The sequence below is a fragment of the Paraburkholderia tropica genome (assembly GCF_900109265.1).
GTDB classification, from domain to species: domain Bacteria; phylum Pseudomonadota; class Gammaproteobacteria; order Burkholderiales; family Burkholderiaceae; genus Paraburkholderia; species Paraburkholderia tropica.
In genome coordinates this window covers 145,146-158,983 of the sequence record NZ_FNZM01000009.1, presented here as the reverse complement: position 1 = coordinate 158,983, position 13,838 = coordinate 145,146, and the positions used below count along the sequence as shown (strand labels likewise).

Here is a 13,838-nt window from a genome sequence, read left to right as displayed (position 1 = left end):
AGAAAGCCAGGCGTTTTTTTCTGATGAAACTCAGCGCAACTGACGCGGGATCGGGTCGCCGGCCGGGTCCTGCCGGCGGGTCACGCTGCGCGAGGCCGCGCCGGGTTTCGCCGCGCCGAACTCGGGCAGGATGCGAGCGCGCGCGCGGCTCGCGAAAATCAGGAAGCCGAAGCCGTCCGCCTCGTACCAGTAGCCGCCGTTTTCGAGTCCTTCGATCGGCTGCTCGAGCGCATGCGCGATGGATTCGATGCAGCGTCTGCGCAATTCGCTCGTCGCCGGATAGGGCGGCTGCGCGCCGCGCACGCAGCACAGCAGCACGTCGAGCCCGGGCAGCACGTGTGCGTAGAGCACCGGCTCGTCCTGGGCGCGCGCACGCGCGATCTTGGTGTCGAGTTGACCGAACGGTTTGAAGTGATTCAGCACGGCGAGAAACGACTCGTCGCCATCCGACTTGACGCGTTTCCGCTTTTTCGGGAAGGACATAAAAATTCGCCTGAAAAAGGTGGATTGCAAAACACGCAGCGTTCCCATGCGACCACTCCCGGCTTGGTGCGCCGCACGTCGATCCTTCGTAGCATGCCGACCTGTCACAGGCAATCGCCATGCCGGACCGCACGTCGCGCTCATGTAGGTATCCCGGCGCTCCTTCGCTTACTTTTGTTCGTCTCCGGTCTCAATAATAGACCTGCATGCGCGTGCGGTGTGGCGATTTCTCGGGAAAAATCGGGCTTTTCGCATCGCCTGGTGCGAGCCGCCACACACGTTGTCATCTCTTAAATTCGCGCAGATAATGTTTTGGCTCTGGCGCCCGCGGTTAATCAAAAGGCATGTCGCCCAGACCGCCACCGGACCAGACCGTCATGAAACTCTTCACCAAGGGGCTCCTGCTGATCGCGATTCCCAGCGCCATCGAACTGGCGCTGCTCGGCGTCGTGTTCGACACGCAAGGCAAGACCGCGCAGGCCGCGCGCAGCGCCGACAACAGCAAGCAGATTCTCTGGCAGGCGACCAGTCTCGTCGATCCGCTCCTGCGCGAAGCCGCGCGCGTGCGCACCGCAATCGTGCTCGAAGATCCCTCGTTCATCGACCGCCGCGCCGTCTGGACCGAATTCTCCGATCGCGTATCGCTGCTCGCGCACATGGTGAACGACAACCCCGAGCAGCACGCGCGCGTCGAGCGCATCCACGCGTACGGGCGGGCGTGGCGCGCGCGGTGTGTCCAGGTCGCCGATGCCTTGCGCGAGGGCCGCGCCACGTCGTTGGTGCGCGCGGCCGGCGACGGCATGCCGCCCGAAATCGACGCGGTGCGCAACGAACTGGCCGCCTTTATCGCCGACGAAACCCGCCTCGACGAAGCGCGTAGCGCGTCGCTGCGCGAGACGCGCGAGCGCCAGCAGGATGCGCTGATCGTCGCGGTGGTCGGCTCGATGCTGATCTGGGGCGCGACGGCGTGGCTGTTCGCGCGCAACGTCGGCCAGCGGCTCGCGGCGCTCGGCGCAAACGTGGAGCGGCTCGGCGCGGGCGCGCCGCTCGCGCAGCCGCTCGCGGGCGACGACGAAATCGCCGCGCTCGACACGGTGCTCAATCAGACGAGCCGACGTTTGCGCGCCGCCGAGCGCGAGCAGGCGGCGCTCAAGCTGCAGTTGCAGGCGCGCGCCGCCGACCTCGCGACCGCGAACGACAATCTGCGCCAGGAGAGTCAGGACAACGAGATGTTCATCTACAGCGTCTCGCACGACCTGCGCTCGCCGCTCGTCAATCTGCAGGGTTTTTCGAAGGAATTGCAGGTGTCGTGCGAGGAACTGCGCACGCGCATCGACGCAGCGGGGCTGCCCGCCGACGAACACGCGAGCATGGTCGAAGTGCTCGACGGCGACGTGGACGAATCGCTGCAATTCCTGCGCCAGGCGGTGGGGCGCGCGGCGGCGATCATCGACGCGCTGCTGCGCATGTCCCGCGCCGGGCGCCTCGAATATCGCTGGCAGCGCGTGAACGTGCGGCGCATCGTCGAGCGGGCGCTCGCCGGGCTGGGCGCGGGGCTCGCGCAGCGCGCGCAAATCGACGTGCTCGATCTGCCGCCTGCGTGGGGCGATCCGGCGGCGCTCGAAGAAATCTTCGGCAACCTGATCGATAACGCGCTGCGGCATCTCGATCCGGCGCGGCCCGGTCAGGTGGAAATCGGCGCGGTCGACGCGGTGGATGGGGGCGACGGCGCGCTCGCGCCGATGTTCGAAAATAACGCGGAAAAATGGGCCGAAGCCAGCGTGGACAGCGCGCGCGATGCGTCGCGCATGCCGGGCGCGCACACGCGAACCTACTATGTGCGCGACAATGGCATCGGCATTCCGGTCGCGTATCTGCCGAAGCTTTTTCGCGCCTTTCAGCGTCTGCACGGTGGCGAATCGGCGGGTCAGGGGACCGGGCTCGCGCTCGCGCGCCGCATCGCCGAACGGCATGGCGGGCGCTTGTGGGTCGAGTCGAAAGAAGGCGCGGGTTCGACCTTCTTCATCGCGCTGCCCGACGCGCCAATGCGGCAGGCATGAGCCGCTTGGTGCGGGCATGTAGAGGTTTGTGCAGGTTTGAGCGCCAGGCCTCGGGCGATACGAGGTCCCGCCGCCGCACAGGAAAAAAACTGCAAAAAATCGATGTTTCAACAGACGTTTCAATCGAAAACGCATCAGAACACGTTGGAGAGCGGGATGGCACGCGGGGATCAGACGGGGGCGGGAGCGTCGGCGGCATCGTCGACGGCAGCGACACCATCGGCATCGACGGCAACATCGGCAACATCGTCGGCGGACAATCCGGTCGCCGCGCCGGCTTCGGATGCGGCCGCGTCATCCGCCGCGCAGGGCGCACAAACCGAGCCGCGGCCGTCGCGCGCGCAACCGCGCGTGACCTTGCCGGGCGAGCGCGTGAGCATCGTGCTGGTCGAGGACGACGACGGCCACGCCACGCTCGTCGAGCGCAACCTGCGTCGCTCGGGCGTGTCGAACGACTTTCTGCGGTTTCGCGACGGCCAGGAAGCGATCGATTATTTCTTCGGCACGCCCGAGGGCGAAGCGGCGGGCTATCCGTCGCGCGAGGCGCTGGCGAATTTCGTCGTGCTGCTCGATCTGCGGATGCCGCGCGTCGACGGCTTCGAGGTGCTGCGGCGGCTGAAGGCCGATCCGTCCACGGCGTCGGTGCCCGTGATCGTGCTCACGACCACCGACGATCCGCGCGAGATCGAGCGCTGCTACGAGCTGGGCTGCAACGTCTACATCACGAAGCCCGTCGAGTACGACGCCTTTATCGAGGCGGTGCGCCGGCTCGGGTTTTTCCTGCAGGTCGTGAAGCTGCCGCCGGGGCATCGGTTTGCGCGCGCCTGATGGGGGTTGGGAGATGACGAGCTGGAGACTGTTCCAAGGACCGCGACGCGCATGAATGACGAAGCAACCATATTGACGGGTGCGCACGTGCTCGTCGTCGACGATGACGAAGGCATACTGCGCCTCGCGCGCAAATCGCTGGTGCGCGCCGGCGCGCGCGTCGATACCTGCACGAGCGTCGGCGACGCGCGCGACGTGCTCGCGGCGCGCACGCCCGATGTGCTGGTGCTCGACTATCAGCTCGACGGCGCGGAAACCGGGCTCGACTTCTTCCGCCGTCTGCGCGCCGACGACGTGCGCGTGCCCGCCATCCTCGTGACCGGTTTCACCGACGAATCGCGCGTGATCGCGGCTTTGCGCGCGGGCGTCTCCGACGTGGTGCCGAAATCCGGCGACTATCTCGACTATCTGCCCGAAGCCGTCGCGCGCGTGCTTTCGCAGGTCGCGCTGCAGCGCGACTCCGATCAGGCGCTGCTGCTGCGCGACCGCGAAGCGCATTACCGTACGCTCTCCGAAGCATTGCCGCACCTCGTCTTCACCTGCGATGCCAACGGCGATTGCGATTTCCTCTCGAAGCAGTGGTGCGATTACACGGGCCTCGACGCGAGCGCCACGCATGCGCTCGGCTGGCTCGACGCCGTGCATCCCGACGACCGCGAAGCGATCGGCAACGCCTGGCTCAAGGCGATCCGCAGCGACAACGGCGAATATCGGCACGAACTGCGCATTCGCCGCCACGACGGCGCGTATCGCTGGTTCGATGTGCGCATCGTCGCGATGCGCGATCCGCGCGGCGGCATCAACAAATGGTTCGGCAGTTGCACGGACATTCACGCGCAGCGCGAATACAACGAGGAGCGCGACCAGTTGCTGGCTTCGGAGCAGGCGGCGCGTCAGGCGGCCGAAGAGGCCAATCGCGCGAAGGATCGTTTTCTGGCGATGCTGTCGCACGAATTGCGCACGCCGCTCACGCCGGTGCTGGCCGGCACGCGTCTGCTCGAACAGATTCCGGGCTTGCCCGACGCCGCGCGCACGGGCGTGCTGATGATCCGCCGCAACATCGAACTCGAGGCGCGTCTGATCGACGATCTGCTCGATCTCACGCGCGTGGCGAACGGCAAGCTGAGCCTCGCGCTCGATGTCGTCGATGTGCATGACGTGATCGACGCCGTGCTCGATCTGTTCCACAGCGAAATCCAGATCAAGCAGCAGGACGTGCACGTGGAATTGCGCGCGCAGCATCATTACGTGAGCGGCGACCGCGCGCGCATGCAGCAGATGCTCTGGAATCTCGTGCGCAACGCGGCGAAGTTCACGCCCGACGGCGGCCACATTTTCGTGCGCACGCGCGACGAGCGCATGCATGTGGTGATCGAGGTGGAGGACACCGGCATCGGCATCGCGCCCGAGCAGATCGGCAAGCTCTTTCACGCGTTCGAGCAAGGCAGCCACAACATGACGCGGCAGTTCGGCGGGCTCGGTCTCGGGCTGGCCGTCACGAAGGCGCTGACCGAGGCGCATGGCGGCACGGTCTGCGCGAAGAGTCCGGGCACGCATTGCGGCGCGACCTTCACGATCGTGCTGCCCACGGCGGCGCCGGGCGAGGGCGCGGCGCGTCAGGCGGAGCGCGGCGACGCGCATCATGCGGGCGCGCTCGACATCCTGCTGATCGAGGATCACGAGGACACGGCGGAGGTCATGTCGCAATTGATCCGTGCGCTCGGTCACGAAGTGGCGGTGGCGGTCAGCGTGGCGGGCGCGCTCGCGCTCACGGCCACGCGGCGCTTCGATCTGGTGGTCAGCGATATCGGCTTGCCGGACGGCTCGGGCATCGACTTCATCCGCGCGTTCCGCAAGGAGTCGGCGGCGCCCGCGATTGCGCTGACCGGCTTCGGCACCGACGACGACGTGCGCCGCAGTCTCGACGCGGGCTTTACCGCGCATCTCACGAAACCGGTCAACTTCGAACAGCTCGAACGGCTGATCGAGGAGGCCGTCGCGCAACGCTCGACCGGCGCGAACAACACAAATATCGGCCAATAAAGACACAACCCGCGTGCCATGACGGCGACGCGGGTTGTGTGAGCGTGGAGCGGCGGGCGTTCAGCGCGGCGTATTCTTCAGCGAATCGCGGATCTCGCGCAGCAGCAGCACGTCTTCCGGCGTGGGCGGCGGTTCGGCCGGCGCGGCCGCTTCCGGCTGGCGCAGCTTGTTGATGAACTTCACCATCAGAAAGATGATGAAAGCCAGAATGATGAAGTTGATCAGCACCGTGATGAAGGAGCCGTAACCGAACACGGCGACGCCCGCGGTTTGCAGATCTTTGTACGAATCGGGATTGCCCTTGTAGGTCGCGGGAATATGCCCGAGACGTACGAACATGTTCGAGAAATCGAGGCCGCCGGTGACGACGCCGATCACCGGCATGATGAGGTCTTTCACGACCGAATTGACGATGCTCGAAAACGCACCGCCGATGATCACGCCGACGGCGAGATCCATCACGTTGCCTTTGACGGCAAATTCCTTGAATTCCTTAATCATGCTCATGAGCGGGCTCTCCTCTGGACGGGGCGGCACAGGCCTGGCGATATAACGACGCGTTGGCGCAATGATAGCGAACGGTCCCGCTGTGCGGTAGCAATTTGACAGTTCCTGACATTCGTCCGCTTGCGGGTGTCACGCGGATTGCGGTAATGCACGCAGCGTGCCCGGACCGTTTTCGCCCGGCGGACTCAGCGTGCGAGGGCGATCTGCTCGTGAAAACGCTGCGGATCGGTGTTGGTGCCGCACAGCAGAACGCCCACGCGCCTGCCTTGCAGCGTCTCGCGCAACGGGCCGTAGAGGCCCGCGAGCGCCGTCGCGCCGGCCGGTTCGACCGCGAGCTTCAATTCGTCGAAGAGACGGCGCATGGCGGCGCGCAAGGCGTCGTCGGAGACCGTGACGATGCGTTCGAGGTGACGCCGGCACAGCGTGTAGCTGTAGTCCTCCGTATGCGGCGACATCAGCGAATCGGCGATCGAATGCATCTGGCTCATGCGCACCGTGTGATTGGCGGCGAAGCTGCGGCTCATCACGTCGGCGCCTTCCGGCTCCACGCCGTACACGCGCACGCGCGGATTCGCGAGCCGCAGCGCCGTGGCCACGCCCGCCGCGAGTCCGCCGCCGCCGATCGGCACGATCACGGCGTCGAGGTCCGGCGCCTGCGTCGCCCATTCGTAGCCGAGCGTCGCGGTGCCGAGCACCGTGCGAAAACCGTTGAACGGATGCACGAAATAGCGGCCTTCCTCGGCTTCCACGCGGCGCACGATGTCGAACGCCTCGTTGCTGTCGTTCGCGCGCACGATTTCCGCGCCGAGGTCCCGGCACTGCGCCACGCGCGCCTCGCTCGCGGTGCGAAACAGCACGACCTTCGCACTGATGCCCAGACGCTTCGCCGCGTACGCGACGGCGATCGCATGATTGCCGCCCGACACGCAGGTCACGCCCACGCTGCGTTGCGCGGTGTCGAGCGCGAGCAGATGCGTGAACGCGCCGCGCACCTTGAAACTGCCGCTTTCCTGCAGTAGTTCGAACTTGAAGTTGACGAAAGTGCCGTCGAGCGACGGTAGATCGTGGCGATCGAACACGGGCGTGCGCAGCACCCATGGTGTGAGCGCGAAGTGCTGCGAGGCGATCTCGTCGAGCGAGGGAATGGCTTCACCGTCGATGGTGCGGTCGGTCGGCAGCGGCGTGGCGGTGGACATGGGCGCGCTTCTCGTCTCTCGTCTCTCGTCTCTCGTCTCGGCTCTCTCGCGTAAGCGGCGGGCGCGCCCGTTATTGCACGTGCGCGTCGACGGAGAGGCCGCGCACCAGCTTGCGCAGGAAACCTTCGCACGCCGCCAGTTGCGCGAGCGAGACGTACTCGTTCGGCTTGTGCGCCTGCTCGATGTCGCCGGGACCGCACACCACGCTCGGAATGCCCGCGCGCGCGAACAGGCCCGCCTCGGTGCCGTAGGCCACCTTGCGGCGCGACTGGTCGGCGGTGAGGGCGCGCACGAGTTGCGTGACGGCGGCCTGCTCGGTGTCGTCGAGACCGGGCGCAGCGGCGATCTTCATGAACTCGATCGCGCCCGCCGGGTTTTCGCGCTGCATCTTCGGCACCAGGGTTTCGCGCGCGTATTGCTCGATGCGCGCGAAAATCGCGTCGGGGTCGAGCGTCGGCAGATTGCGGAACTCGAACGCGAAGCGGCATTCGGCGGGCACCGTGTTGATCGCGTTGCCGCCTTCGATCGTGCTGGTCTGCGCGGTCGTGAAGGGCACGTCGTAGAGCTCGTCGAACGGACCGTTGGCGCGGAACGCGTCGGCCATGTCGCGGATGTAGCAGATCAGGCGCGCCGCATACTCGATCGCATTGAGACCGCGCGGCGTCAGCGACGAATGCGCCGCGTGACCGCGCACGCAGCACTGATACGCGTTGATGCCCTTGTGCGCCACGATCGGCCGCATGCTGGTGGGTTCGCCGACGATGCAGCCTTCGGGCTTCACGCCGCGCTTCACGAGTTCCTCGATCATCAGCGGCGCGCCCACGCAGCCCACTTCCTCGTCGAACGAGAGCGCGAGGTGCAGCGGTTTGGCGAGCTTCGTCTGCTGGATCTCGGGCACGAGCGCGAGCGCCGCGCCGATAAAGCCTTTCATGTCGCAGGTGCCGCGTCCGTAAAGCAGGCCGTCGCGAATCTCGGGCTTGAACGGATCGCTGTCCCACTTCTGGCCGTCGACGGGCACCACGTCGGTGTGGCCGGACAGCACGATGCCGCCGTTCGTCGAGCCGTCGTGCGCGGGCAGCGTGGCGAACAGATTCGCCCATTTGCCGTCGCGGCCGTAGGTGAGCGTCGATTCGATGCCGCGCGCGCGCAGATCGTCGCGCACGGTCTCGATCAGGCCGAGATTCGGATGGCGGCTGACCGTGTCCATCGACACGAGGCGGGTGACCCAGGGAAGCGAGGCGGGAAGATCGGCGGACGTTGCCGCGGACGTTGCAGACGATGAGGAAGACTGCGCTGATTCAGCGGCGATGGTCATGGTGGGCTCCGGCTTGCTGTGGATTCCATCTTACCCAAAAAGAATCCCGCAAGCTAAAGAGCACGGCGAGGCCCGACGGCGCACGGGCAGCGCGCTGCCGGGCCGATCAAGAGAACGGATGGCGCAGCGCAGCATGGCGCGCCCGCGCTCGTCGTGAGCGCGGGCGCCGCCAAAAAAACATCACGCGTCCAGGCGCGTTTGCGCGCGCCGCGCCGCTCAGGCCCGCGACGGCGCGCCGAGCGCGCGCAGTGTTTCCTTCACCGTCGCCACGCGCACCGCGAGGTCGGGGCTGCGCGTTTCGATGCGCAGCTTGTCCTGACCCGCGAGCTTCACGTGCTTGTGCTTCTGCACCATCTCGATGATTCGCATCGCGTCCACCGGCGGATTCGGCACGAATTGCAGGCCGATCACGGCCTCGCCCGCGTCGATCTTCGTAATGCCGAGCGGCTTGGCAGCGAGTCGCAGTCGATGCGTCTCGATCAGCGCGTGCGCCTGCGGCGGCATCTTGCCGAAACGGTCGATCAGCTCTTCCTGAATGCCGTCGATCGAATCGTCGTGCTCGCAGTTCGCGAGGCGCTTGTAGAGCGACAGACGCTCCTGCACGTCGCCGCAATAATCGGCGGGCAGGATCGCGGGCGCGTGCAGATTGATCTCGGTGGTCGCCGCGAGCGGCGCGTTGAGATCGGGCTCGCGGCCGTCCTTGAGCGCCTTCACGGCGTCGTTGAGCATGTCGGTGTAAAGCTGGAAACCGATCTCCTGAATCTCGCCCGACTGCTTGTCGCCGAGCACTTCGCCGGTGCCGCGAATCTCCAGATCGTGCATCGCCAGATAGAAGCCCGAGCCGAGTTCTTCCATCTGCTGGATCGCTTCGAGACGGCGCTGCGCCTGCTTCGTGAGGCCCTGCGGATCGTGCACGAGCAGATACGCATACGCCTGGTGATGCGAGCGCCCGACGCGGCCGCGCAACTGGTGAAGCTGCGCGAGGCCGAATTTGTCGGAGCGGTGGATCAGGATCGTGTTCGCGCTCGGCACGTCGATGCCGGTCTCGATGATGGTCGTGCAAAGCAGCACGTTCGCGCGCTGCGCCACGAAATCGCGCATCACGGTTTCGAGTTCGCGCTCGTGCATCTGACCGTGCGCCACGGCGATGCGCGCTTCGGGCACCAGCGCTTCGAGCATCGCGCGGCGGTTTTCGATGGTCTCGACTTCGTTGTGCAGGAAGTACACCTGGCCGCCGCGCTTGAGTTCGCGCAGCATCGCCTCGCGAATCACGCTGTCTTCCTCGCGGCGCACGAAGGTCTTGATCGCCAGACGTTTTTGCGGCGCCGTCGCGATCACGGAGAAGTCGCGCAGGCCTTCGAGCGCCATGCCGAGCGTACGCGGAATCGGCGTGGCGGTTAGCGTGAGCACGTCGACTTCGGCGCGCAGCGCCTTGAGCGCTTCCTTCTGGCGCACGCCGAAACGGTGTTCCTCGTCGATGATGACGAGCCCGAGCCGCTTGAATTGCACGTCCGACGAGAGCAGCTTGTGCGTGCCGATCACGATGTCGACGCTGCCGTCGTTGATCTGCTGGATCGCGCTCGACACTTCCTTCGCGCTCTTGAAACGCGAGAGTTCGGCGATGCGCACGGGCCATTCGGAAAAGCGGTCGGTGAAGGTTTGCGTGTGCTGTTCCGCGAGCAGCGTGGTGGGCGAGAGGATCGCCACCTGCTTGCCGCCCATCACGGCGATGAAGGCGGCGCGCAGTGCGACTTCGGTCTTGCCGAAACCGACGTCGCCGCAGACGAGGCGGTCCATCGGCTTGCCGCTCGTCATGTCGCCGATCACGGCGGCGATGGCGGCGGCCTGGTCGGGCGTTTCCTCGAAGCCGAAGCTTTCCGCGAACTTCACGTAGTCGCGCGGTTCGAGCGCGAATGCGTGGCCCTCGCGCGCGGCGCGGCGCGCGTAGAGGTTGAGCAGTTCGGCGGCGGTGTCGCGGATCTGCTGCGCGGCCTTGCGGCGCGCCTTCTCCCACTGACCCGAGCCGAGCGCGTGCAGCGGCGCGCTGTCCGGATCGGCGCCGCTGTAACGCGAGATCACGTGCAGTTGCGACACCGGCACGTAGAGCTTGCTCGCGTTCGCGTATTCAAGGTGCAGGAATTCGGTGTCGCCTTCGCCGAGGTCCATCGTCACGAGGCCGTGATAGCGGCCGATGCCGTGCTGCGCGTGCACGACCGGATCGCCCACTTTCAGCTCGGAGAGGTCGCGCACCATCGAATCGACGTTGCTCGCCTGTTCCTGGCGGCGGCGTCCGGCGCGGCGCGCGAGCGGGCCGTACAGCTCCGTTTCGGTGATGACGGCGAGTTGCTCGCCGGGCAGCGCGAAGCCGGTCGACAGCGGCGCGACGCCGAGCACGAAGCGTTCGTCGCTTTCGAGCCAGCTCGCGTAGCTGTCCGCCGAGGTGGGGCGCAGGTGGTTGTCGGCGAGCAGTTGCGCGATGGTTTCGCGGCGGCCTGCCGATTCCACCGCGAACAGCACGCGGTTCTTCGTGGTGTCGAGATAGCTGCGCAGCGTCGCGAGCGGGTCGTCGGCGTGACGGTCGATCGCCAGCGTCGGCAGCGGCACGGCCCAGCCGCCCGCGCTTGCGGCGGGCAGCACGAGGCGGCTGAACGGCTTGGCGAGCGTGAAGAAGTCCTCGTCGCTCAGAAACAGGCGCTGCGGTTCGAGAATCGGCCGCTCGCGATCGTGCGACAGGAAGTTGTGGCGCTGCTTCGTGTCGGCGGTGAAGCGGCGGATCGAGGCTTCCAGATCGCCGGAAAAGACCAGTTGCGCGTTCGACGGCAGATAGTGGAACAGCGTGGCCGTCTCTTCGAAAAAGAGCGGCAGATAGTATTCGATGCCCGCCGAAGGCACGCCGTTGCCGATGTCCTTGTAGATCGTCGCGCGGCTCGGATCGCCTTCGAACACTTCGCGCCAGCGGCTGCGAAACGCCGTGCGCGAGGCTTCGTCGAACGGAAACTCGCGGCCGGGCAGCAGGCGCACGTCCTTGACCGGATAGAGGCTGCGCTGGCTGTCCGGGTCGAACGCGCGGATCGAATCCACCTGATCGTCGAACAAGTCAATGCGGTAGGGCAGCGGCGAGCCCATCGGGAACAGGTCGATCAGCGAGCCGCGCACGCAGTATTCGCCGGGCCGCACGACCTGGCTCACGTGCTCGTAGCCCGCCAGCGTCAGTTGCGACTTGAGCTTCGCTTCGTCGAGCCGCTCGCCCTGGGTGAACGAAAACGTGTAGGCCGCGAGGAACGAGGCGGGCGGCATGCGGTAGAGCGCCGTCGTGGCCGGCACGAGCAGGATGTCGCAACGGCCTTCGCCGAGATCGTGCAGCGTCGCGAGGCGCTCGGAGACGAGATCCTGGTGCGGCGAGAAGGTGTCGTACGGCAGCGTTTCCCAGTCGGGCAGCAGGCGCACGCGCGCCTCGGGCGCGAAGAACGGGATTTCCTGCGCGAGGCGCTGTGCGTCGACGGCGCTCGCGCAGATCACGGCGAGGAGCGGCGCGCCGGCGCGCGAGGCTTCGCGGTAGCGGGCGATCAGCAGCGCGTCGGACGAACCGTGCGTGCCGTCGAACGAGAAGCGCTGCCCGGGCTTGACGACGGCAACCGGTGACGAAGACGTGGACGGTGACTGCGAGGATGCGGCGATATCGGACATAGAGGCAACAGGTTGGCTTCGCGATGCGGGCCGGACTCCAAAAAAGTCGCGGGCGCGCGCGAGGCGGAGAGCATGCGATCCGGGGTTGACAGTTAATCGTAACGTTAGCGTAAGGTTTGCGCGCGCGCCAAAACCCGCTGCGGGCCGCGTGCGAGCGGCTTCCCAGCGGGCGCCGGCGCGGCCCGAACGTCGTCTGCGACGGGCTGCCGTCGTGCCCGCCAGGCCGCCGCCCGCGTGCAGATTGCGGGCGATGGCCGTGCGGGCAAAGGACCTATTATAAAATCCGTCCTTTACTTTGACTCATGCGGCTCGCGACACCGTGACCTCACGCCTTTTTGCCTTGATCCCCTGCGCCGGAACCGGCAGCCGTTCGGGATCGGCCATGCCCAAACAATATCGAATGGTCGCCGGACGCGAACTCCTGCACTATACGCTGGCCGCCTTCGATGCCTGCTCCGAGTTCACCCAGACGCTGGTGGTGATTTCCCCTGACGATACTCATTTCGACGCTCGCCGCTTCACCGGCCTGCGCTTCGCCGTGCGCCGTAACGGCGGGGCGTCGCGCCAGGCGTCGGTGTTCAACGGACTCGCCGCGCTCGAAGAGTTCGGCGCCACCGACGACGACTGGGTGCTCGTGCACGACGCCGCGCGCCCCGGCATCACGCCCGCGCTGATCCGCTCGCTTGTCGAGGCGCTCAAGGACGATCCGGTCGGCGGCATCATGGCGCTGCCGGTCGCCGACACGCTCAAACGCGTCGCGCCCCATCACGTGCCGGGCGGCCCGCGCATCGAGCGCACCGAATCGCGCGACGGGCTCTGGCAGGCGCAAACGCCGCAGATGTTCCGCATCGGCATGCTGCGTACCGCCATCGAGCGCGCGCAGCAGGACGGCCACGATCTCACCGACGAAGCCAGTGCGATCGAATGGCTCGGCCATTCACCGCGCCTCGTGCAGGGCAGCCTGCGCAACTTCAAGGTGACGTACCCCGAAGACTTCGCGCTTGCCGAAGCCATCCTCAGTCACAGCAGCAACCGGCCTGCCGGCGCCTGACCGCGCGCCGCGCCTCACCACACGGAAACACACATGGATATCAGAATCGGACAAGGCTACGACGTGCACGCACTGGTCCCGGGACGCCCGCTCGTGATCGGCGGCGTGACCGTGCCGTACGACCGCGGCCTGCTCGGCCACTCGGACGCCGACGTGCTGCTGCACGCCATCACCGATGCGCTGTTCGGCGCCGCCGCGCTCGGCGACATCGGCCGTCATTTCCCCGACACCGACAAGCAGTTCTACGGTGCGAACAGCCGCGTGCTGCTGCGCGAATGCCTGCGCCGCGTGGAAGAAGCGGGTTTCAAGCTCGTGAACGTCGACAGCACGGTGATCGCCCAGGCGCCCAAGCTTTCGCCGCATATCGACGCCATGCGCGCGTGCATCGCGGAAGATCTCAATCTGCCGCTCGATCGCGTGAACGTGAAGGCGAAAACCAACGAGAAGCTTGGCTATCTCGGTCGCAGCGAAGGCATTGAAGCGCAAGCGGCGGTGTTGCTCACGCGCGCTTCAATCGGGTGAGTCGCTGTTTGAGCCCTTGAAACAAGGGCTTTTCTGAACGGCGCACACGCTGGAGTCACGCTGCGCAAGCGTCGTGCCGCAAAAGCGTTCAACAGCATGAGCAGGTCGCGTGCCTGTTCGACATTCGGGGCGATGGTTGCATCTGC

At 66.4% G+C, this 13,838-nt stretch carries 10 protein-coding genes; 5 read left to right on the top strand and 5 right to left on the bottom strand.

Features of this window, described 5'->3' with window-relative positions:
- Positions 1-30: 30 nt before the first annotated feature.
- On the bottom strand, positions 31-531 hold the full coding sequence (locus tag BMY06_RS16560; protein ID WP_065065570.1) for a hypothetical protein: 501 nt from the start codon (positions 529-531) through the stop codon (positions 31-33).
- Positions 532-860: 329 nt separating this feature from the next.
- Here BMY06_RS16560 and BMY06_RS16555 point away from each other — a divergent pair, with 329 nt between their 5' ends.
- The 3 genes from BMY06_RS16555 (at position 861) to BMY06_RS16545 (ending at position 5,414) form a co-directional block, all read left to right on the top strand.
- Positions 861-2,543: a sensor histidine kinase gene (locus tag BMY06_RS16555; RefSeq protein ID WP_074984188.1), complete on the top strand. Its 1,683-nt coding sequence runs from the start codon at positions 861-863 to the stop codon at positions 2,541-2,543.
- Between the two features lie 357 nt (positions 2,544-2,900).
- The gene (locus BMY06_RS16550; RefSeq protein WP_173816768.1) at positions 2,901-3,371 is read left to right on the top strand and encodes a response regulator; all 471 of its coding nucleotides are present in this window, start codon (positions 2,901-2,903) and stop codon (positions 3,369-3,371) included.
- 51 nt (positions 3,372-3,422) lie between these two features.
- Positions 3,423-5,414: a hybrid sensor histidine kinase/response regulator gene (locus BMY06_RS16545; RefSeq protein WP_065065568.1), complete on the top strand. Its 1,992-nt coding sequence runs from the start codon at positions 3,423-3,425 to the stop codon at positions 5,412-5,414.
- 60 nt (positions 5,415-5,474) lie between these two features.
- Here the strand turns inward: BMY06_RS16545 and mscL are convergent, their stop codons facing one another.
- From mscL to mfd, 4 genes are all read right to left on the bottom strand, one after another.
- Positions 5,475-5,921: a large conductance mechanosensitive channel protein MscL gene (gene mscL, locus BMY06_RS16540; RefSeq protein ID WP_065065567.1), complete on the bottom strand. Its 447-nt coding sequence runs from the start codon at positions 5,919-5,921 to the stop codon at positions 5,475-5,477.
- A gap of 185 nt (positions 5,922-6,106) precedes the next feature.
- On the bottom strand, positions 6,107-7,117 hold the full coding sequence (locus tag BMY06_RS16535; protein WP_074984187.1) for a threonine/serine dehydratase family protein: 1,011 nt from the start codon (positions 7,115-7,117) through the stop codon (positions 6,107-6,109).
- 70 nt (positions 7,118-7,187) lie between these two features.
- The gene (gene argE, locus BMY06_RS16530) at positions 7,188-8,432 is read right to left on the bottom strand and encodes an acetylornithine deacetylase (protein ID WP_065065565.1); all 1,245 of its coding nucleotides are present in this window, start codon (positions 8,430-8,432) and stop codon (positions 7,188-7,190) included.
- A 216-nt stretch (positions 8,433-8,648) separates the two neighbouring features.
- Positions 8,649-12,119, bottom strand: a complete 3,471-nt coding sequence (gene mfd / locus BMY06_RS16525; RefSeq protein ID WP_065065564.1) for a transcription-repair coupling factor — start codon at positions 12,117-12,119, stop codon at positions 8,649-8,651.
- Between the two features lie 319 nt (positions 12,120-12,438).
- Between mfd and ispD the strand changes: the two genes are divergently transcribed.
- A complete protein-coding gene (gene ispD, locus BMY06_RS16520) occupies positions 12,439-13,170 on the top strand; it encodes a 2-C-methyl-D-erythritol 4-phosphate cytidylyltransferase (protein WP_074984185.1) in 732 nt (243 codons plus the stop codon).
- Between the two features lie 33 nt (positions 13,171-13,203).
- Complete coding sequence (ispF, locus tag BMY06_RS16515) at positions 13,204-13,692, top strand: 2-C-methyl-D-erythritol 2,4-cyclodiphosphate synthase (protein ID WP_065065562.1); 489 nt, start codon at positions 13,204-13,206, stop codon at positions 13,690-13,692.
- The last annotated feature ends 146 nt before the right edge of the window (positions 13,693-13,838 follow it).